Source organism: Gracilibacillus lacisalsi DSM 19029 (assembly GCF_000377765.1).
Taxonomy (GTDB): Bacteria; Bacillota; Bacilli; order Bacillales; family Amphibacillaceae; genus Gracilibacillus; species Gracilibacillus lacisalsi.
The window spans coordinates 74,515-96,638 of the sequence record NZ_KB898665.1 but is presented as its reverse complement, the minus strand read 5'-3'; the positions used below and the strand labels follow the sequence as shown (position 1 = coordinate 96,638).

Below are 22,124 nucleotides of genomic sequence, written 5' to 3'. Positions count from 1 at the left end.
GACAACAATAGGTGAGGTGAAAAAAATGGCACAACAACGAATTTCTGCAGGTAGCAGGGTCTTTGATTTTTTTAATTATTTTTTATTAGCACTTTTAGCATTAATTACCGTACTTCCATTTATTCACGTTGTCGGTAGTTCCTTTGCCACAAGTGCGGAAATTGCTAGAACGAAATTTTTACTTTTTCCAACTGAGTTTTCATTACAAGCGTATAAATATATTTTCTCCACCGATACCATTTTTAGAGCTTTAGGAGTATCTGTCATTGTAACGGTAGGAGGAACATTGTGGAGTATGTTCTTCTCCACTTTAACAGCATATGGTCTATCACGTAGAGATCTTGTTGGACGACGGGTAATTAACTTCTTAATCGTATTTACCCTTCTGTTCAATGGTGGGATGATCCCGACATTCTTAGTTGTTCAACAAACTGGTTTATTAGATTCCTTATGGGCGCTTATTGTTCCGGTAACGATTAATGCTTTTAACATGATCATTTTACGAAGCTTCTTCCTAAACTTACCGCAAGGTTTAGAAGAATCGGCGAAAATTGATGGTGCCAATGATTTTAGTATTCTGTTTCGTATCGTCATCCCGATTTCGTTACCAGCAATTGCGACAATTTCCCTATTCTATGCGGTAACATACTGGAATACTTATATGCATGCGATTCTTTATTTAGCAGATGCAGATAAATGGCCGGTACAAGTACTACTGAGACAAATTGTAGTATTAGCTAGTGGTATGAACTATGATGCCGAAGCATACACAGATGTTCCGCCGCCAGAAGTAACGGTGAAAATGGCAACGATCGTCGTTGCAACGGTTCCAGTTCTATTAGTATACCCGTTCTTACAGAAGTACTTTGCTAAAGGTGCGCTGTTAGGTTCTGTAAAGGGATAATTCTATTCAAGAGGGGTAGTTTTCATGAAGAATTGGCGTGAGACAGAAAGCGATAGGCTGGATGATTTGTTTGATGGTGTATTCTCCTGGTTATTAGAACAATTTGATCCACTTACAGGCGGATTTTATTATGCAAGAAGTTCTGTGCTCGATGATCGGTTTACACCGGACATCGAGTCTACTTCCCAAGCAATCAATATTTTACGCAGACATCTGCTCTTACATAATATGCCGCAAACGATGAAAGAAAAAATGATTGCTTTTTATCAAATGAGGCAAGATCCTGCCACAGGTTATTTTTATGATCATGATCCCAAGATGAAAAAAGATGAAGTGATGGTGCACCGAGCACTCTATTATTCATGGAATAGCCTCAAGCGATTGGGGGCATCACCATTTTATCCATTGCCTGTAGAAAATCAGGTGGCTCCTGATTACACCCAATCCTTATCTTCTTACCGGGAAAAATGGGACAGCATTGACTTACGTAATAGCTGGAGGGGCTGTGACTTGCTTGCTTCTTCGACCGTATATTTTGCACAAATGGATGAAGTAACACAACGAAAATATGTTGATGCTTTCACTGAGTATCTAGCAGAAAAGCAAAATCCGGAAACAGGTTTATGGGGTGAGGGATCTTTATATGTACAAATATCTGGTACGTTTAAATTACATACCTTTTACCGGAGATATCAAATCTCGATGCCGAATCAAGACCGGATTTACCAGACTATCTTAAAGTGCTTAAGAACAGAAGAAGCGGTAGATATGTGCTATATCCGCAACCCGATTGACCTGTTAAGTTATATCGAGCCGAATTTTTTAGAGACAGAACTGAGAGAAATATCAGAAATAACCATTAACAATATGAAGAGATTAAAACAGGAAGATGGTGCCTTTTCACGAGAGTTAACTACTTCACCGAAGGCACCAAATGTCGCTCAGGTTAAGCAAGGAGAATCTTATCCGAATATGCCTGAGGCAGTGGAACTAGGACTTGGATTAAAAGAAGGCGATATGAATGCAACGACACAAGCAACACTTATTCGAAAACAGCTACACCACCTTTGGCAAATAAAACCGAAACCTATTCCCACTAATTTCTGGGAAGGTGAGGCAGAAGGCAAAATATGCGAACAGAAAGAAGTGTAAAGCTTGATTCGATCGATGAAACTTAACAAGGAAAAGCGTTTATCATCACATGCTATCAATATTTTAATTAATCATGCGATCTTTCAATTTGGTGGATCACTATCGATTATCTTTGTGAACTTATATTTATGGAGGCTGACCAACAGTCTGTGGGTAAATGGTCTATATAATTTAGTTGCTATTCTATCACAAGCGGCAACAACCTTCTTTATTGGAAAAATATCAAAGAAAAAAGGCAGAACAACAATATATCGTTACGGGATATTGATGACTGCTATTTTTTATTTACTGATTGTTATTGTACAAGAAGAGATTGTTCATTACTTTTATTTATTTGCGCTTTTGCGTGGAATAGCACAGGGCCTTTATTGGGTAGCTTATTTTACCATAGTCCATGAAGTATCATCAGATCAAAATCGACATCGCTATTTAGGTTGGAATCAGATCGTGATGGGGTCTGCTAACCTTACAGCACCAGCTTTAGCAGGTTTTATTATTGGCTCATTTACAGGGTTGTCGGGATATCTCATTGTATTCTCAATCGCTTTTCTAATGTTTTTAGCTGCGACGGTTGGCAGTTTTCGAATCAAGAAAGAATCCATTCGTCATCGCAATTATTATATGAAATATTTAGGTCAGATTATCGAGCGGAGAAAAGCATTCCGAAATGCTTTAGCAGGGTGGTTTATTATTGGTTTTCCCCAGGGAATTTTGATGTATATCCCGCCGATTTTAATCTATAGCATTTTTGAAGATGAAGGTGTTGTTGGATACTTAAATGCAGGTTTTCTCGCTGTATCGATACTAGCAAGTTATGTCATTTCCCGATTTGCCAATATTGAACAAACGAAAAAATACCTATGGGTAGCTGCTATTGGCTTCTTTGTATCTGGCTCCTTTTTAACTTGGGAAATTGCGATGTGGAGTGTCATCTTGTTTATGGTAACGCAAAATATGTTTAAACCGCTACAAGCAAATGCTTATGCAGCCTACTATTTTCAATGGATTGATCGGATTCCATTAGGATCAGAGTTTCGTGTTGAGTCAGTCGTTTTGAGAGAAACCATTATTAATATTGGTCGAGGGCTAGGAATTGTGGTGTTTATGTTATTTTCTAATGAAATTGATACGAACACGGTTGCCTATGTCATTATGTTAGCGATGGCAATTCAGTTCATATTACCAATTATAACAAAATTAAAGGAGGAATCATGATGGCTGTTAACAAGTGGGAACAAGCAGAGCCAGGAGTAACAAGAAAAATACATGAACCAGGTGATCAGTTAATGATGATGGAAGTTTCATTTGAAGAGGGAGCAGAAGGTTCAGCACATAGTCATCCACATGAACAATTAACGTATTGTTTAGCTGGTAAACTAGCTTTTCATGTCGATGGAAAAGAAGTCATCGTCGAACAAGGAGAGTCGTTAAGGATACCTTCCGATGCAGTACACGGTGTTAAAGCATTAACGAAAAGTAAACTATTAGATGTATTTACTCCGTTAAGAGAAGATTTACTAGATTAGAGGTGTGAGACAATGAGTTTATTCAATGTCAAAGATTATCAAGTACAAGAAGATACCGATAGTACGAGAGCAATTCAACAAGCCGTTGATGATTGTGAAAACGCTGGTGGTGGTACTGTATATCTTCCATCAGGAACCTATCATACAGGTCCAATTGAATTAAAAAGTAACATGACATTGTACCTTGATGCTGGTACAGTTCTAAGTTTCACCGATGATTTTGAACGTTATCCAGTCGTAAAAACCCGTTGGTCCGGCTATGTATGTCAGGGCTTTATGCCACTAATTTTTGCTTCCAATGTAACAAATGTAGCCATTAAAGGTGACGGAATAATCGATGGAAATGGGAGTGCATGGTGGCAGGTAAATAAGCAATTAAGAAACGGAGAAACATATCAATCTCCTATAACAGCAGAAATAGCCGAAGCAAACAAAGATTTCACGGAACCGGCAGATACTAATTTAGTAGAATGGTCATCACAATTTTTACGACCACCACTTATTCAATTTTTTGAAGCAGAGCATATTACCATTTCGGGAGTTACTGTGAAGAATTCGCCATTCTGGAATACACACTTGGTGTTTTGTCATAATGTCTCGATTCAAAATGTGACATTTCAGAATCCTTCTGATACACCGAATGGCGATGGTTTGGATATTGACTCCTGTCAGAACGTCAGAGTAACAGATTGTCATTTTGATGTCGGAGATGATTGTGTCGTTTTAAAGTCAGGGATTAATCAAGATGGTCGAAATTATGGTGTGCCTACTAAAAATGTGACAGTAGCTAACTGTACGATGCATCATGGACATGGCGGTGTTGTATTTGGTAGTGAAAATTCTGGTGGAATTGAAAATATTACTGTTTCCAATTGTATATTTGATGGTACCGATCGTGGGATCAGGATTAAAACGAACCGCGAGCGAGGAAGTTATATCCGCAATATTTTGGTGCAAAATATTATGATGGACAACGTTCTATGCCCGATAGCCATCAATTCGTTTTATCGTCATGGTGTAAGTAAAAGCAACCCAGAGTTACTCGATGCTGCACCGATAGCTGTGACAGAAAAAACACCTGTAGTGGAACAGATTAACATCAGTCATATTACGGCAAGAAACTGTCGTGCCGCAGCAGGATTTATCTACGGATTACCAGAAATGCCAGTTAGAAAAGTAAGCTTAGAACATGTCACATTAGAGATGACTCAGGACGAAGCTGTTCCAGGTGGTGAGCCTGATATGGTCCGTGAGGTGATTGAAATGGCTGGTGAAGGTATTTATACAAAGTATGTCGAGGATCTTCGTCTCCACCATGTAGAAGTGAAGGCTAGAAAAGGACCAGCACTTCAATTATATAATGCGAAGCGGATTAAGATTGAGGAATTAACCTCCACAAACCAAAGTGAACATGAATCGGTTCTTGTATATAAAGATACAGAAGAACTGCACATTGTTGGAAATGAAAGTAATCTACAAAAAGTAGGTGAAAGATAGTGAAAATATTTAAAAATCCAATTATTCCAGGGTTTTATCCGGACCCTTCTGTCTGTCGGGTAGGGGAAGATTATTACCTTGTCACTTCAAGTTTTGAATATTTTCCCGGTGTTCCGATTTTTCATAGTAAAGACCTTGTAAATTGGAAGCAAATCGGTCATGTACTCGAACGACCGGAACAACTTAACTTAGATCAAACACCCAATTCAAGAGGTATTTATGCACCAACCATTCGTTATCATGATGGAGTCTTTTATATGATTACAACCTTTGTGGTAAGTAAGACTGGGGCAAGGCGTAATTTTTATGTAACCGCTACAGATCCAAGAGGGCCATGGTCTGATCCCAATTGGTTAGAAGATGCACCAGGAATTGATCCATCCCTACTATTTGATGATGATGGCAAAGTCTATTACACAGGAAATCGGAAGCCGCCGTCAGGTCAACAGTATAAAAAGCATAATGAAATTTGGCTACAAGAATTAGATTCAGAGAAGAAACAATTAGTTGGTCCGAAGTACAGCTTGTGGGATGGTGCGTTAAAGAATGCCCATGCACAAGAAGCTCCACATTTATATAAAATCGATGGCTGGTATTACTTAATCATAGCAGAAGGTGGAACCGGCCATACACATGCCGTTACGATTGCTAGAAGTAAAGAGGTAACAGGGCCATACGAAATGACGGAAACCAATCCGATCCTAACCCATCGCCATTTAGGTAACAATCATCCGATCGTAAATGTTGGCCATGCTGATATCGTAGAAACACAAAATGGTGATTGGTGGATGGTTGCACTGGCTTCTCGTCCATACGGCGGCTATTACCGTAATCTTGGTCGTGAAACATTCCTTGTGCCATTTATATGGGAAGATGGCTGGCCGATTGTTAATCCTGGAAAAGGCATCATCGAACAAGAAATGAAATTTCCCAATTTACCAGAACATAAATGGCCTGCACTGCCTCATGCCGATTCGTTTGAATCTGAGCAATTAGATGATAGATGGAACTTTATCCGAACACCACGAGGGGATTTCTGGTCTTTAAGCGAACGTCCTGGCTTCTTACGGCTTAAAGCAAAACCGGAAACAATCATGGAAGAAGAAAATCCTGCTTTTGTCGGCAGAAGGCAGCAGCACCTTAACTTCTTCGCTCAGACAGTTATCGAATTTGAAGCGAAAACGGAACATGAAACGGCAGGGCTGGTTCTACTACAAAATCATCATTATCAATTCCGTGTAGAAGTTTTGTTAGAAGGAAGTCAAACCTTTGTACGCTTAGTAAGAAGAGAAGCAGGTGAAGATAAAGTCATTGCAAAAGAAGAGGTTGATAAGCATACGGTGTATTTAAAAGTAGAAGCTTATGGTCAAGACTACTCATTCTTCTATACGACTAAGCCGTTTGATTGGCAGATTTTAGCGGAAAATGCCGATGGCAGAATTCTAAGTACAGATATTGCTGGTGGATTTGTTGGGGCATATATCGGTATGTATTGTTCTGGAAATGGAAAGGAATCAACAAATTATGCAGATTTTGATTGGTTTGAATATCATGGGTTAGAGGAGTAAGTAGTATGCAACTTAAAATAGGAGAAGAGGAAAGTTAATGCCAACACATTTATTTTTAGCAGGAGACTCTACAATGGCTACTTTTGATGAGTCAAGATATCCACAAATGGGTTGGGGACAAATTCTCGATCAATATTTCTCTAAAGACCTCGTTGTTCGTAATCATGCGGCATCGGGTCGTAGCACCAAATCATTTATAGCAGAAGGGCGATGGGATGCGATCGAAAAGGAGTTTCAAGAAGGGGATTATGTTCTCATCCAGTTTGGTCATAATGATCAAAAACCAGATGAGGAACGCGCAACGAAACCTTTTACAAGTTACCAGGATAATTTACGATTTTTTATTCAGCGTTCACAAGCTTTCGGTGTTACCCCAATTCTTTTAACATCGATAGCTCGTAGGCATTTTGATGATTATGGTGGATTAAAAGAAACGCATGGTGATTATCCGCAAGCTGTAAGAGAACTTGCAGAAAAAGAGGATGTTGTCTGTGTCGATATGCTCGCACTAACTAGAGAAGCGTTGCAAGAACTGGGAAAAGATCAAACAAAAAAATGGTTTATGAGGCTAGAACCTGGTGAATATTCGACTTATCCTGATGGTCTAAAAGATGATACTCATTTGCATGAAAGAGGTGCCCACCAGCATTGTCTTTTATTTGTGAAAGCATTAATTAGCTTGAATCATCCTTTAGCTTCTTATGTAAAATCAGAATTTAGTCTATTTGCTGAGTAATTGGAACCACTTAGTAAATGTGTGAATGAAGAAATTAGCTGATAACATTACGAGGGGGAATACAAATGGAAGTACGTTATGCCAACCACCCGAATGAAATTAGAAGATACAATACCGACGAGTTACGTGAAAAGTTTCTAGTCGAGAAATTATTCGAACCAGGAAAAGTTCACTTAACCTATACACATGTGGACCGAATGATCTTTGGTGGTGTAACACCTGCATCTGACGAGTTGACGATTAATCTTGATAAGCAATTGGGTGTTAGCTATTTCCTAGAACGCCGAGAACTAGGAATAATCAATATCGGTAATGACGGCTATGTCATATTAGACGGTGAGCGTTATGACATGAAGCGCCATGATGGATTGTATGTAAGCCGGGGGACGAAGGAAGTATGGTTCGGTTCCAATGATCCAGTCACCCCAGCGAAATTTTATATGTTATCATCACCAGCACACAATACTTATCCAACAGTAAAAATTGATATGAAAGACATTAAGCCATTGGAGCTTGGTCAATTAGAGACTTTAAATGAAAGAAAAATCCATCAATATATTCACCCTAATGTATGTGAAAGCTGCCAGCTACAGATGGGCTTAACGATGTTGCAACCTGGTAGCGTATGGAATACAATGCCAGCACATACTCATGACCGCCGTAGTGAAGTGTATCTGTATTTTGATATGGAAGAAGATACTCGTGTCTTTCATTTTATGGGTGAGCCAAGTGAAACAAGACATTTAGTATTGAAGAATGAACAAGCTGTGATTTCTCCAAGTTGGTCGATTCACTCTGGAACGGCTACAAGTAATTATACATTTATTTGGGGGATGTGCGGCGAGAACATTACGTATAGTGATATGGATCATATCAGCATGGATCAATTACGCTAGGAGGAAGCGTCATGGGTGAAGGTTTACAAGATTTTTCACTAGATTATTTCTCATTGAAAGGTAAAACTGCGCTTATTACCGGTGGGAACACTGGTCTTGGCCAGGCATATACCGTTGCGTTGGCTAAGGCTGGTGCCGATGTATTTGTCGTAACACATGGTACCAATTGGGATGAAACAAAAGGATTTCTGAATAATATGGAAGGAAATGCTGAATTCTTCCAAGCTGATCTATCGGACCGTGAACAATTACAAAAGGTTGTTCCAGCTTGTGTTGATGCTTTTGGTACAGTCGATATACTCGTCAATAATGCTGGTACCATTCGCCGGAATCCCCTTCTTGAATTTAAAGATCAGGATTGGGATGACGTTATCGCATTAAATCTTGATGCTGTTTACTTCTTAAGTCAGGCCGCAGCAAAAGTGATGGTCGACAAAGGATCTGGAAAGATTATTAATATTGCATCCATGCTTTCCTTCCAAGGTGGAAAATTTATTCCGCCATATACCGCTAGTAAGCATGCTGTGGCTGGGTTAACCAAATCTTTTGCGAATGAGTTGGCGGAACATGGGGTACAAGTAAATGCCATTGCACCAGGTTATTTTGCAACGAAGAATACTGCGCCAATCCGTTCCGATGAAAAGCGCAACGCAGAAATCTTATCGAGAATTCCAGCTGGTTATTGGGCAGATCCGAGTGATTTGATGGGAACAATAGTATATCTAGCAAGCAAAGCATCAGACTACATGAACGGCCATATCTTAGCAGTAGACGGCGGCTGGTTAGCAAGATAAGTAAACAACAGTGACAGTCTTGATTGGAGTAAGTATTATAATGTAATGAAACGGTGTTTAGGAAATTCTCGTTGGATGATAGCACGGAGTATCTACAGCCAAAATATTAGTAAGCCTAAGCATATTTAATAGGAAAGAGAAGAGACTAATATATTGATTCGTCTCTTCTCTTTTGTTTTACTTTAAATAAGGCGTCATGTATAATCAGCAAAGAAAGTTTAAAACCGACAACATTACTGGGGGTTATCAATATGAAAAAAATACAACTTTTTACTCTGATCATTGGTTTATTTGCTGTACTGTCAGCATGTGGAGCTGCTGATCAAGAAGAACAAAATACAGAAGATGAGCAAGATGCAACAAATGAGGATACGCAGGAAGATGCAAACACGAATTTATATGAACAAATTCAAGAAGATGGTGTGATTACAGTAGGTACGGAAGGGACATATGCACCATTTACTTTCCATGATGAAGAAGATAATTTAACAGGTTATGATGTGGAAGTAATGCGCGAAGTTGCGTCTCGTCTTGGAGTGGAAGTAGAATTTAATGAAACACAATGGGATTCCATGTTTGCTGGTTTAAATGCAGAACGATTCGATGTGATTGCTAACCAGGTGGGGATTAATGAAGAGCGTTTAGAGAATTATGACTTCTCAGAACCATATACTTATACAGGTGCAGTAGTAGTAGTCCCTGCAGATAATGAAGAAGTTACATCATTTGAAGATATTGAAGGTAAACAATCTGCACAATCTTTAACAAGTAACTTTAATGATATTGCCGAAGAAAATGGAGCAGAAGTTATCGGTGTAGAAGGACTGGCTCAAGCGATTGAAAATATTAAATTGGGTCGTGTTGACTTAACAGTGAATGACAGGTTAGCAGTATTGGAATATATCAATCAAACGGAAGACGAATCAGTCAAAATTGCAGCAGAAGAAGATAATGTTTCCAAGACAGCATTTGCATTCCGTAAAGGAAATGAAGAGCTGGTAGAAGCGTTTAACGAAGCATTAGCAGAAATGAAAGAAGACGGTACATTAGCGGAAATTTCCGAGGAATGGTTTGGTGAAGATGTTTCTAGTCAGTAACCTGCTATTTACTGTCACAAATGGTTCAGGTAATTGGGATTTAATTGTGCGAGCACTCTGGCCAATGGTGGAAGGGGCAATCAAATATACGATTCCCCTTGCACTTGTTTCATTTTTGATTGGTCTCATGATTGCTCTACTTACAGCCGTTATGCGCTTGTCTTCAGTTGCGATTGTACGTGCACCTGCTGTTTTTTATGTATCAGCAATTAGAGGTACACCATTATTAGTACAATTATTTATCGTGTTTTACGGGTTACCATCGATTGGATTAACAATTGATCCATTACCAAGTGCAGTCATAGCTTTCTCATTAAACGTCGGGGCATATGCATCAGAAGTGATTCGTGCGTCGATTTCTTCGATTCCAAAAGGACAATGGGAAGCTGGCTATACAGTTGGTATGACATATGGGACCACTTTGCGTCGAATTATCTTGCCGCAAGCAACAAGGGTTTCCATCCCACCTCTATCAAACACGTTTATTAGTTTAGTCAAGGATACATCACTAGCCTCATTGATTTTAGTAACGGAATTATTTCGAAAAGCACAGGAAATTGCAGCAAATACGTTTGATTTTCTGCTTTTATATACAGAAGCTGCGGTCTTATATTGGATTATTTGCTTTTTATTATCGATTGTACAAGAAATCATTGAGCGTAGACTGGAACGTTATATAGCGAAGTAGAGGGGGGATATCATGCTTTTATCAATTCAAGGACTTCAAAAAAGCTTTGGTGAATTAGCTGTTCTAAAAGATATTGACTTAGATGTAGGAAAAGGTAAAGTCGTGACGATTATGGGGCCATCAGGTTCCGGTAAGACGACATTATTGCGGTGCTTAAATGGACTAGAAATCCCTAATCAAGGCTACTATCAATTTCACGACGGCTTTACATTAGATTTTAACCAGAAGCTGAGCAAGAAAGAGATGCTTCAATTAAGAAGGAAATCAGGAATGGTTTTTCAATCCTATAATCTATTCCCGCATAAAACGGCATTGGAAAACGTAATTGAAGGTCCTGTTATTGTACAGAAAAAAGATAAGCAATCGGCAATTAGCCATGCGAAACAATTACTATCAAAAGTAGGATTAGAGGATAAGATGGATTTATATCCACATCAGCTATCAGGTGGTCAACAACAGCGAGTTGGTATTGCACGTGCCCTTGCGATCGAGCCGGAATTAATGTTGTTTGATGAACCGACGTCTGCACTAGATCCGGAGTTGATTGGCGACGTGCTGGGGGTTATTAAAGATTTAGCAAATGAAGGTTGGACAATGGTCGTCGTAACCCATGAGGTCTCGTTCGCTAAGCATGTTTCCGACCATGTCATTTTTATGGACGGTGGCTATATTGTGGAACAAGGTAATCCTAAAGACGTACTGGAGCAACCGCAAGAACCGAGAACAAAGCAATTCTTAAAACGAATTTTACCAGAAGTATAAAGCGAGACGATGATCAGTCTCATTTTCTAAATGACGTTCTTCAACATAGAGTGCTAGGATATGGCGATAGCCTTTTCTTAGTGGACATTTAGTGTGCTATTTAAAGGAAATATACCGATTTTTCGCAGATAGCGGACATTTAATCCCTTATTCGCTTACTTTCGGTAAAAAAATAGTACTTTTTGCGATCAATAACGGAATAGATGTCCTAAGGGACAAAAATTCGCCGCTTTTGGTCATAATTAACGGAACAAATGTCCGGTCTCAGTCCGTCTTACCTGAGTGGGATATCTAGACTTCTGCTAAAAAGAGTTAAAAACAGTAAACTATACTAAGATTTCTTCACTGTAGTGGTTACTGTAAAAGAAAAATTCTGAGGTGAAGGTAATGAGCAAACACCCGCCAGATTACGAACATACGGATCAAAATATGATGAAGATAGAAGTGAATTTGGATGATACGCCGGGTGAATGGCTTGGCTATGTGATGGACAAGTTGTTCGATGCAGGGGCAAACGATGTGTATTACACACCGATTTATATGAAAAAGAATCGTCCAGCCGTTCAATTACAACTTTTATGCAGTGAAGCTTTGCTTTCAGCTATGAAGGATATCCTTTTGTCTGAAACGACCACCTTAGGATTTCGCTATTATCCGTTGACCGTTTATCGGATGGAACGGAGCATAAGAATAATCGAAACAGAGTGGGGACCTGTCACTGTGAAAGAAGGATTACAGGAAGGTAAAGTTGTCAAAGCTTCTCCTGAATATGAGGATTGTAAAAAGATTGCGGAGCTGCACAACATACCACTTAAAAATGTATATCAATCGGTTTGGAAACTATTAAACTAAATAAGAGTTGCCATAGTATCCTTTTTGATACTATGGCACTTTAAAGTGCGTACTATCGATTATACCTATTATCGAGTATAATTAGCGTAAGTGTGAGGACAACATTAACATGCTCACAAATGAGCATATCAACCTATGAAAATAGCAACAAAGGAGCGTTATAACATGAATGTATTAGTAGTAAAAGCAAATAATCGTCCTTCAACAGAAGCAATTTCCAGTAAAATGTATGAAACTTTCATGGCTGAATTGGAAGGTAAAGACTTAAATTTAACTACCTATGATGTGTACGAAGAAGATACACCGTTCTTTGGACAGGACCTGTTCAATGCTTTCGGTAAAGTAGAAAATGAAGAGGAATTAACAGATGTGGAATCACGACTGTTAGCTGCAAAGCAAAAAGCAATGGATGCTTTTTCTGCTGCAGATGTAGTTGTATTCACTTTCCCACTATGGAATTTGACCATTCCAGCAAAATTACAAACATTTATTGATTATGTATATGCTGCAGGGTTCTCATTTAAATATGGTGCTGAAGGTAACTTAATTCCCTTAATGACAGACAAAAAGGCTATTTTCCTAAACGCTCGCGGAGGGGTTTACTCCACACCTGAGGCGGCTCCTATGGAAATGGCTGTGAACTATATGCGCAATGTATTCGGAGGAATATTCGGTATGGAAATAATCGATGAAGTAATTATCGAAGGACATAACGCGATGCCAGATAAAAGGGACGAAATCATTGCTAAAGGAATAGAAGAAGTAAAAGCATCTGCACACCGTTTAGCAGATCTTACTATAAAAGTGTAACAATATGATATAAATCAGCCCGCTTCGGAAAGGTTTCGAAGCGGGTTTTTAGTTGTGTGAAAATGTAGCTAACTTTTTCTCACTGTTTTCTCATTTTTCTCTCAGGGTATCCTCATCTTCCTTGGCTATGATAGAAGTAACAACAACAAGGAGGAATAAAAAATGAAAAACAAAACTTTTTTTATTATTGTATCAGGATTGATTACAACTGGAGTGGTGCTAGCAGCATTACAGTTCTCACCAACTTCAGCCAGTGCTGAACTTTCAAAAGAAGAGGCAAAGGATAAAGTCGCTGCTAAGTTCTCAGGAGAAATTGTAGAGTTTGAATTGGATGATAATGAGAAAATTTACGAAGTGGAATTAGAGGAAACAGATCGCGAATATGAATTGAAAGTAGATGCTGAAACTGGTGAAATCATTAGTTTGGAAGAGTCCGAACGAAAAAATGATAAGGATCAAGAAGTTACAACAGTATCACTTTCTGATAACCAGACAGATAGTAAACATGATGCCGAAAACCAAGAAAGTTCTTTCGTTACAATGGAAGAAGCAAAAACAATCGCTACGGAAAAATACTCTGGCACTGTTGTAGAAGCGGAGCTTGATGAAGACGATGGAAGTTATTATTATGAAATGGAAATATGGACTGATAAAGGGGAAGTGGACTTAAAAATAAATGCAAGATCAGGAGAAATGGTTTATATTTCAGTAGATGAAGACAACAAACTCTCATCAGAAGTTACGATTTCAGCAGATGAAGCGCGCTCCATTGCAAAAGAAAAATACGAAGGAACCATTCAAGAGTTTGAATTAGATGAAGATGATGGCCGATATATGTATGAACTTGAAATGAGAACAGATAAAGGGGAATTAGAATTAGAGATAGATGCAAGTAATGGAGAGATCATGAAAGTAGAATATGACGATTAATCTTGCAGAACCAGTGGGGATGAATCTCCACTGTTTTTTTGTAAGAAAAGCCAGCAACCATCAAAAAATTATAATTCTATCGAATATTAATTTATAAGCTGCTAGGGAGGATGTCATCAACGCGATGCTAAACTAAGTTTAACTTACCTTTCATGAAACAGTTAGCGCTGAGTCCTATACAGTTCAACAAGAAGATACCTTAGTAAAATCGGGCAAAAAGTTCGACACAATACTTGAGAAAATCGCGAATCTGAATCAATTATTTTCTGCTGAACTTAAGCTTGGTCAATATCTAAAAGTACCCGTTCCATACATAGTCTAGGAAGGTGACACACTTTTTAAAGTGAGTTTTTGACAGTGCCAGCATTATTATCAAATTATTGTCACAATAAGTTTTTCTGTTTTATGAACATGGTAATCAATTTCCATAAGACCCCCACTTAGTGTATGGAAAAATCAAAGATTATAAATGATTCTTTTATTATAGGTGTAAGGAGAGGCAATAATGATAATGACCAAAAAGAAAGAACGATATAAAATTGAAACTTTTTTCGAGGAAGGTATGCAGCAACGTTCCATTCGAGTGTTGGATAGATTGGTTGGTAAAACGTTTGTATATTATCAAGATGAAGTAGAATTAATCAACAACGAAGCCCTAATACCACTGAAACACTATCTTGAGAAACGAATGCATTTTATTTGTTCAGGTGCATTTGATTTGGAATAAGTGATTATCCAAGCCATTGAGGCCCAGGACAAAAGAGTAATGAGATAGGAAAAAGCCGAACATTTAAACATGAGCTGACTTAACGCTCCGTCAAAATGCTTCGCTTTCCGCGGGCACTTCAGCTAACTGTGTGAAGAAAACCACTTCAAACAGTGTATCTTCAGCTCGTGCTTTTCTGTAGGAGTCTGCTTATTTTGCCTCCGCTAGTTTAAATTGTTCGGATTCTCCTTTATTCTATTTAGTTTTGTCCCTGTCCTTTTTTAAAAAAACTAGAAGTCAACCTTCCAGTACTGGTCCAGTACTTTGCCGTTCTGTTAGGGATGGATTTAACTTCCTTACAACAGGTTGTTCTTCTGACTCAATCCGTTGAATAACCGCCTGGACAATTTCTTCGGCAAGCTCATCAACTGGTACCCCGATACATGTCATCGGAATTTCTGTTGTTTCCATTTGCGGAATATTATCATAGCTGATTAAAGAGATGTCATCTGGTACACCTAATCCTTTTTCTTGTAAGGATCGTAATATACCACCACTAATATCATAACTGCTACCTATGATAGCTGTTGGTCGTTTTCCTAATTGTAATACATCATCTACTGCTAAGTAACCGTCAAACCAATCTAATCCATTTGTTGCAATACTTTGCTCCGTAAGCCCTATTTTTTTCATGGCTTTTTGATACCCTTCCACTTTCTCATTTTGTAAGGCATCATCTGTATTCATTAACCCGACATAAGCAATATTTCGGTGTCCTAAATCATATAAATATTGTACTGCTTTTTCCATCGCCTGTTCATGATTGGCATCAATGATTGGATACGTTACCTCACGTTTTCCTGATACACCATAGGCAACAAGCGGAATATTTTCCTCAGGAATCATTTGCTCTGATTCGGCGAAAACAATCATGCCATCCACTTGGAATTTTTTAAAGGTTTCCATCGCTGTATCTGTTGAGTCGACAGATAAAATCATCGAATAGCGAGTGGATTCAAATGCTTTACTAATATTGGTTACTAATGTTGCGAGTACAATTCTTTCAATGGTAGGCCAAATTAAGCCGACCACTTCGGTCTTTTTTCGGACTAATTGTTTGGCGGCTAAATTTGGTTCATAGCCCATTTCTTTTGCGACACGCAGTATTTTTTGTTTTGTCACTTCTTTTACAAGCGGACTGTTATTTAATGCTTTGGAGACAGTGGAGTAGCTAACATTCGCTTCTTTTGCAATATCTTTAATGGTCACATTCATCATAATCACCTTTATCTTTCTGAAAAATTTATCATTTATAGTTGTGTTCTATTTTTAAATAGTATATCATAAAAATAACAACGTTGTTATTAATTTTATTAAAACAATGGAACCGTTAACAAAAAAGGAGTGGAGATAATGGAACAATTTCAATCAGTAGTGGAAGCATTGCAGGCGGGAGAATTACCGAAGTCATCGGAAGCAATACAAGTATATGATCAGTCATTTGAGAAGAAAGAAAATACTTCTGTTGTGATGGTAAAGGCGGATACAACGAAATACTTGATAGCAGCAGGGGAAGGTCCTTTATATGATGCTTTACAAGGGGCCGTAGTAGCAAACGGAAAAGTGTGTTCCTTAACACACGCCAATAGTAAAGTATTGAACCAGTTCTTCGACTATACGAAACCACAAGCTTTTGGTACAGAAATTGCGACAATGGGACTTGGTGATCGTTTAGGTATAGCTTCACCTGGACATATTGAAACCGTCAAAGGGAGAAAAGTAAAGCCAATTCTCGCGCAGCAAAGTGTTCGTGAATTAACCCTACTAAACCGAACCATGACAGATATTTTAGATGCGGCAACTTTTGCTGTTTTCCAAGAAGGCTATAAAGATGGGTATGGTGCAGATGCCGATCATATTAAATTAGAAAAGGATATTGAGTATGCGTTAGATTTAGGTTTCTCTTTCATTACATTGGACTGTTCTGAACAGATTCGCAATGATGTCGAAGGTATGGTAGAAGATGATATTAATAAAGAATATGCTGATTTACCTGTAGATCGTAAAGAATACTTTAACAGCCATTATCTAAACAAAACATTTACCGTACAAGGGTTGGATATATCATTTGATGAAGCAAGTCTTCATAAGAATGTACTTGTTTATGGTGAAGCGATTGATTTTATGGAGCATGTGTATAACGAGTATATTTCCAAAGCTGAGAAAGCGATCGATTTTGAAATCTCCATTGATGAAACAGAAACCGTTACGGCTCCGGAAGCTCACTTTTTCGTAGCAGAAGAACTCCGCAGAAGAGGTGTTACAGTTCAAAGTTTAGCTCCAAGATTCTGTGGTGAGTTCCAAAAAGGAATTGATTACATCGGTGACCTTACACAATTTGAGAAAGAATTGCAGGAGCATGCGGAAATCGCTAAATACTTTAGTTACAAGTTAAGTATCCACTCTGGTAGTGATAAATTCAGTGTCTTCCCGATTATTGGAAAGTATACAGAAGGATTACTGCATATTAAAACAGCAGGTACGAACTGGCTAGAAGCAGTCCGCGTCATTGCACAGGTAAACCCAGACCTTTATCGTCGTATGCATGTCTATGCGGAGGAGCATTTTGAAGAAACATTGAAGTATTATCACGTTACGCCAGACTTAGAAAGTGTAGCTCCATTAAATGAAACAGAAGGTGCGAATCTACCAACATATATGGATCATGATGCGTCACGTCAATTATTCCATGTTACTTATGGCATTTTACTAACTGCTAAAGATGACGCTGGTGCAGATTTGTTTAGAACAGAATTCTTCGAAACATTAATGAAGAATGAAGACGCGTATCGACAAGCATTAGTAAAACATATCGGACGACACTTGGATTTACTAGGTTTATAATATCTGTAAACTATGAAGCTATGATAATATGATAATAGCACCTGAAAATTTAAGGAAAGTGGGGATATGATGAAGTCCTTTATGGATGATAATTTTGTATTGACGAATAAGACTGCTGAAACATTGTATCACAAGTATGCGAAAGATTTACCTATTATCGATTACCACTGTCATTTAAGCCCGCAAGAAATTTATGAGAATACGCAATTTGAAAACATTACTAAAGTATGGTTATACGGAGATCATTATAAATGGCGGGCAATGAGAGCAAACGGTATAGAAGAAAAATATGTGACAGGCGATGCAAGTGATTACGATAAGTTCTTAGCATGGGCAAAAACAGTACCTCAGCTGATCGGAAATCCACTTTATCATTGGACACATTTAGAATTAAAACGCTATTTCGGTGTGGAAGAAACACTCAATGAAAATACAGCACCTGCTATTTGGGAAAAGGTTAATAAGCTTTTGAACAGCGGAGAATGGAATGTTCGAGACTTCATCGTGAAATCTGGAGTAGAAGTTATTTGCACAACAGATGATCCAACTGACTCTTTGGAATATCATGAAAAAATTAAAGCGGATTCTGATTTTAATGTAAAAGTATTGCCGAGCTACCGTCCAGATAAAGGGTTGGAGATTAACCGCGACGGTTTTACAAGCTGGGTAGAAAAACTAGCGGATGTTTCAGGTGTTGCAATTGAATCTTATGATGCTTTCTTGCAAGCGCTACAAAAACGAATTGACTTCTTCCATGAAATTGGTGGCAGAGTTTCCGATCATGCATTAGACGAAATGATGTATGAAGAGGCAACAGAAGAAGAAGTTAGTAGCATCTTTGCTAAGGCATTAAAAGGTGAAAAAGTATCTATCGAAGAAGAGAAAAAATATAAGTCATTCACACTTACCTTTTTAGGAAAAGCATATCATGAAAAAGGCTGGGCGATGCAATATCATATTAACGCTCACCGTAACAATAACGCTCGTATGTTTAATGAGCTTGGTCCAGATACTGGATTTGACTCGATGAATGATAGTTTATTAGCACAACCATTGGTAAAATTACTGGATTCATTAGATAAAGCAGATGCTTTACCGAAAACGATTTTGTATTCATTAAATCCAAGAGATAATGTAACGATTGCCACGATTATTGGTAGCTTCCAAGGTGGAGGCATACCAGGAAAAATGCAATTCGGTACAGCATGGTGGTTTAATGATACGAAGCTAGGTATGATCAATCAAATGGAGACACTCGCTGATATTGGTGTGTTTAGTCGTTTTATTGGTATGCTTACGGATTCACGTAGCTTTTTATCCTACACACGTCATGAATACTTCCGCCGTATTATGTGTAACCTAGTCGGCGAGTGGGTAGAAAATGGTGAATATCCAAATGATGAAGAAACACTAGCGGAGATTGTACAAAACATCTCCTATTACAACGCAAAAGAATACTTTGACTTTTAAAATGGAGCGCTAATTAGCGGGGCTATCATAGACTAACATCTTACGCGGAATACCGGTCATTTTATTTGATGGATTTCCCGGTAATTATATGTTTACGGGGAAAACTGTTCATTTTCATTGTAAGATTTCCTTGTTAATCTAACTTTACAAGGAAATCTTACAATTTTATTTAGCAGTTTTTCTCGTGAAACTCAGTTCGCTACATTTCTAGTCGGGCGCACTAAGTTTTTCTTATGATTAAATATGTCTTATTAGACGGCTGGTTCAACGAGCATTTCATCAACAGCTCTGCACATCACATTAGTCTTGTAATAAATGCCGTTGCAATGCCGAAGTAAATCAATAAGGAAAAAATATCGTTAATGGTTGTAATGAGCGGGCCAGAAGCAACAGCAGGATCTATCTTCAGTTTATATAGAATTAATGGAATGATCGTACCAGCCAATGTCCCAATAATTAAGGTAATCAATAAGGAACTGCCTACGACTAATCCTAGCGTCATATTCCCTCTCCATAAATAAGCAATCACCGCAATCATAAGACCACAGGTCACCCCGATAATAATGCCGACCCATAGTTCACGGAGAATCAGCTTCAGTACTTGTTTGAAATTCAAGTCTTCCGATACTAATCCACGAACAACCACTGCTAATGATTGTGTCCCGGTATTTCCCGTCATGCCGGCAATGAGTGGCATAAAAAATGCTAAGGCAACAACAGATTCTAAAGTTTCTTCAAAGCTACTAATAATACTGCCTGATATAAGTCCAATAAATAGTAATAAGATTAACCAAGGAAGCCTTTTATAAGCTGCAACAAAAGGTTTTGTGTTGAAACCGATCGCTTTACCGGAAGCTGATAATTTTTCAATGTCTTCATTCGCTTCCTGCATAACAACATCGATGACGTCATCAACAGTAACCACACCGACTAATGTATTATCACTTTCAACAATAGGTAAGGATACGAAATCATAGCGGCTAATCAGTTTGGCAACCTCTTCCTGATCTGTATGTACATCCGCCTTTACCACTCTGCGATACATAACCTCTTTTACTTTATCTTGTAAATCAGCTAAAAGCAGGTCTTTATACGATACGACACCTACTAGCTTTTTATCTTCATCAATGACGTAGAGATAGTTCAAATATTCAGCTAACTCTGCAAAGTGTTTTAATTTATCAACAGCCTCACGAATGGTGTAATGCTGCGGAATCCACACATAGCGGTTGTTCATGAGTCTACCAGCTGTTTCGAGCGGATAATTCATCAGACCTTGGACTATTTTTGATTCTTCCTCTTGCATTTCCGATAACAATTCTTCTATCTTTTCTGGTTCTAAATCGGTAAGAAGAGAGGCTAAGTCATCGTTTTGCATCAGGTCTAACACTTTGGAGGATTTTTCGATCCCTAATTTATAGATAACTTCTAACTGCTCTTCTTTATCTAGCTCCTGTAAAAGGTCTGTTAGTTGTTCGATCGACAAATAGAGAAGAAATTTATTTCGATGTTTTACCGGAAGGTTGTGATATTGTTGTGCCATATCGTATGGCTGTAGTTCATCGATCAATTCTTGGAATACTGCTTTCTTTCCATCTTTTATTGCTTGAATAATTGCCAATGAGATCTCATTTTCAGTCATGTTTAACGACATTTAAAAACCCTCCCTTTCCTTTAGGATTCCACCGAGAATAGCAGATATGTAAACAATTTGTTGATAGCAAGTTCGCACTTTCTCGAACAACTTAGCGGGGTAAAAACCCTAAGGGAGTTTCACTTTATCCTTCCATCACTTTGACGTGGAATTTCCGATGACGCGGTCCATCGAATTCACAGAAATAAATTCCTTGCCATGTTCCCAAGACAAGCCTTCCATTGGAAACAACCATTGTTTGATTATGACCAACAGTGCTCACCTTCAAATGTGCAGCGGTATTTCCCTCCATATGTAAATCCTCCGGGTGCTCCCATGGATAAACTTCACGTAACCTACGCAAAAAGTCCGTTTTTACGTCTGGATCAGCATTTTCATTTACGGTAATTCCTGCTGTTGTGTGCAAAGATGAAACAATTACAATACCATCTGAAACATTTTGCTCACGAAGGTATTGGGCAACCTCTGAGGTAATATCAACCATTTGATCATGGTGAATCGTTTTTAAAGAAAACGTCTTTTCCATTATCATCATCCTTCCTAAAAATATTGTGTTATAAATATTCTACTAAAAATTAATTATATGTTAAAATTTTCTGTAAATACAAGTATGGAAAGGATGTAGTGAAAATGGTTAAAGCAATACATACAAATAAAGCACCACAAGCAATTGGTCCTTATTCACAAGCGATTGATGCGGAAGACTTAGTCTTCGTTTCAGGACAAATCCCGCTTAATCCGGAAACAATGGAAGTAGTAGAGGGGGATATTGCCGCTCAGACAAATCAAGTAATGAATAATTTAGCGGCAATTTTAACAGAAGCAGGCTTAACGTTTGCCAATGTTGTAAAGTTCACGATTTATATTACCAATATGGATGACTTCGCTACTATAAATGAAGCGTATGCGAAATTTTTAGAGGAACCATATCCCGCAAGAGCTACTGTAGAGGTTAGCAAGTTACCTAAAGGTGTCGGCGTCGAAATGGATGTTATTGCAAAAAAATAACCGAAAGAAACTTCCAGTCCTTCTATTAGGCTGGGAGTTTTTAATTTCCAGGGAAGAAACCGTGATACCAAAGTATTGTGAAGTGATGATAGGTACCACTGGATAATAACCCAGCTACTAGCTCTGACATACATATGTTGTCGTGTAGGTCGCCCACTTCAACTCTTATG

At 38.3% G+C, this 22,124-nt stretch carries 22 protein-coding genes; 19 read left to right on the top strand and 3 right to left on the bottom strand.

The genetic code is table 11. From position 1 onward, the window contains the following. Window positions 1-25: 25 nt before the first annotated feature. From D569_RS0107275 to D569_RS0107200, 16 genes are all read left to right on the top strand, one after another. Window positions 26-904: a carbohydrate ABC transporter permease gene (locus D569_RS0107275; RefSeq protein WP_018931752.1), complete on the top strand. Its 879-nt coding sequence runs from the start codon at window positions 26-28 to the stop codon at window positions 902-904. Between the two features lie 24 nt (window positions 905-928). After that, on the top strand, window positions 929-2,056 hold the full coding sequence (locus D569_RS0107270; protein ID WP_018931751.1) for a hypothetical protein: 1,128 nt from the start codon (window positions 929-931) through the stop codon (window positions 2,054-2,056). A gap of 3 nt (window positions 2,057-2,059) precedes the next feature. After that, window positions 2,060-3,271 (top strand): MFS transporter, encoded by a 1,212-nt coding sequence (locus tag D569_RS0107265; RefSeq protein WP_018931750.1) that lies wholly within the window; start codon window positions 2,060-2,062, stop codon window positions 3,269-3,271. Next, window positions 3,268-3,582 carry a cupin domain-containing protein gene (locus D569_RS0107260; RefSeq protein WP_026287252.1) on the top strand — a complete coding sequence of 105 codons (315 nt, stop codon included), beginning with the start codon at window positions 3,268-3,270 and terminating at the stop codon, window positions 3,580-3,582. The genes D569_RS0107265 and D569_RS0107260 overlap by 4 nt, the downstream gene beginning before the upstream one ends. 12 nt (window positions 3,583-3,594) lie before the next feature. Further along, the gene (locus D569_RS0107255; protein WP_018931748.1) at window positions 3,595-5,079 is read left to right on the top strand and encodes a glycoside hydrolase family 28 protein; all 1,485 of its coding nucleotides are present in this window, start codon (window positions 3,595-3,597) and stop codon (window positions 5,077-5,079) included. Further along, window positions 5,079-6,647: a glycoside hydrolase family 43 protein gene (locus D569_RS0107250; protein WP_018931747.1), complete on the top strand. Its 1,569-nt coding sequence runs from the start codon at window positions 5,079-5,081 to the stop codon at window positions 6,645-6,647. The genes D569_RS0107255 and D569_RS0107250 overlap by 1 nt, the downstream gene beginning before the upstream one ends. 37 nt (window positions 6,648-6,684) lie before the next feature. After that, window positions 6,685-7,383, top strand: coding sequence for a rhamnogalacturonan acetylesterase (locus D569_RS0107245; RefSeq protein WP_018931746.1), 699 nt, complete (start codon window positions 6,685-6,687; stop codon window positions 7,381-7,383). Window positions 7,384-7,448: 65 nt separating this feature from the next. Further along, the gene (gene kduI / locus D569_RS0107240; protein WP_018931745.1) at window positions 7,449-8,279 is read left to right on the top strand and encodes a 5-dehydro-4-deoxy-D-glucuronate isomerase; all 831 of its coding nucleotides are present in this window, start codon (window positions 7,449-7,451) and stop codon (window positions 8,277-8,279) included. An 11-nt stretch (window positions 8,280-8,290) separates the two neighbouring features. Next, window positions 8,291-9,073 carry a 2-dehydro-3-deoxy-D-gluconate 5-dehydrogenase KduD gene (kduD, locus tag D569_RS0107235; RefSeq protein ID WP_018931744.1) on the top strand — a complete coding sequence of 261 codons (783 nt, stop codon included), beginning with the start codon at window positions 8,291-8,293 and terminating at the stop codon, window positions 9,071-9,073. Between the two features lie 251 nt (window positions 9,074-9,324). Next, a complete protein-coding gene (locus D569_RS0107230) occupies window positions 9,325-10,170 on the top strand; it encodes an amino acid ABC transporter substrate-binding protein (protein WP_018931743.1) in 846 nt (281 codons plus the stop codon). Further along, the gene (locus D569_RS0107225; RefSeq protein WP_018931742.1) at window positions 10,154-10,858 is read left to right on the top strand and encodes an amino acid ABC transporter permease; all 705 of its coding nucleotides are present in this window, start codon (window positions 10,154-10,156) and stop codon (window positions 10,856-10,858) included. Before D569_RS0107230 ends, D569_RS0107225 begins: the two co-directional genes overlap by 17 nt. A 12-nt stretch (window positions 10,859-10,870) precedes the next feature. Beyond that, on the top strand, window positions 10,871-11,620 hold the full coding sequence (locus tag D569_RS0107220) for an amino acid ABC transporter ATP-binding protein (RefSeq protein WP_018931741.1): 750 nt from the start codon (window positions 10,871-10,873) through the stop codon (window positions 11,618-11,620). 387 nt (window positions 11,621-12,007) lie between these two features. After that, window positions 12,008-12,472 carry a nickel pincer cofactor biosynthesis protein LarC2 gene (larC2, locus tag D569_RS0107215; protein WP_018931740.1) on the top strand — a complete coding sequence of 155 codons (465 nt, stop codon included), beginning with the start codon at window positions 12,008-12,010 and terminating at the stop codon, window positions 12,470-12,472. 165 nt (window positions 12,473-12,637) lie between these two features. Then, entirely contained in the window at window positions 12,638-13,282 is a 645-nt protein-coding gene (locus tag D569_RS0107210) for an FMN-dependent NADH-azoreductase (RefSeq protein WP_018931739.1), read from the top strand. 162 nt (window positions 13,283-13,444) lie between these two features. Then, window positions 13,445-14,212: a PepSY domain-containing protein gene (locus tag D569_RS23605; RefSeq protein ID WP_018931738.1), complete on the top strand. Its 768-nt coding sequence runs from the start codon at window positions 13,445-13,447 to the stop codon at window positions 14,210-14,212. 505 nt (window positions 14,213-14,717) lie between these two features. Beyond that, window positions 14,718-14,939 (top strand): hypothetical protein, encoded by a 222-nt coding sequence (locus D569_RS0107200; RefSeq protein ID WP_018931737.1) that lies wholly within the window; start codon window positions 14,718-14,720, stop codon window positions 14,937-14,939. A 276-nt stretch (window positions 14,940-15,215) separates the two neighbouring features. Here the strand turns inward: D569_RS0107200 and D569_RS0107195 are convergent, their stop codons facing one another. After that, window positions 15,216-16,196: a LacI family DNA-binding transcriptional regulator gene (locus tag D569_RS0107195; RefSeq protein ID WP_245548490.1), complete on the bottom strand. Its 981-nt coding sequence runs from the start codon at window positions 16,194-16,196 to the stop codon at window positions 15,216-15,218. A 135-nt stretch (window positions 16,197-16,331) separates the two neighbouring features. Between D569_RS0107195 and D569_RS0107190 the strand changes: the two genes are divergently transcribed. Together D569_RS0107190 and uxaC are read left to right on the top strand one after the other, a co-directional pair. Then, window positions 16,332-17,822 (top strand): tagaturonate epimerase family protein, encoded by a 1,491-nt coding sequence (locus tag D569_RS0107190; protein WP_018931735.1) that lies wholly within the window; start codon window positions 16,332-16,334, stop codon window positions 17,820-17,822. Window positions 17,823-17,891: 69 nt separating this feature from the next. Continuing rightward, window positions 17,892-19,292, top strand: coding sequence for a glucuronate isomerase (gene uxaC, locus D569_RS0107185; protein ID WP_018931734.1), 1,401 nt, complete (start codon window positions 17,892-17,894; stop codon window positions 19,290-19,292). A 295-nt stretch (window positions 19,293-19,587) separates the two neighbouring features. Here the strand turns inward: uxaC and mgtE are convergent, their stop codons facing one another. Beyond that, on the bottom strand, window positions 19,588-20,946 hold the full coding sequence (gene mgtE, locus D569_RS0107180; RefSeq protein WP_018931733.1) for a magnesium transporter: 1,359 nt from the start codon (window positions 20,944-20,946) through the stop codon (window positions 19,588-19,590). A 124-nt stretch (window positions 20,947-21,070) separates the two neighbouring features. Next, complete coding sequence (locus D569_RS0107175; RefSeq protein WP_018931732.1) at window positions 21,071-21,472, bottom strand: secondary thiamine-phosphate synthase enzyme YjbQ; 402 nt, start codon at window positions 21,470-21,472, stop codon at window positions 21,071-21,073. A gap of 104 nt (window positions 21,473-21,576) precedes the next feature. On the opposite strand from D569_RS0107175, the gene D569_RS0107170 reads away from it, so the two are divergent. Next, a complete protein-coding gene (locus tag D569_RS0107170; RefSeq protein WP_018931731.1) occupies window positions 21,577-21,954 on the top strand; it encodes a RidA family protein in 378 nt (125 codons plus the stop codon). Window positions 21,955-22,124: the final 170 nt, after the last annotated feature.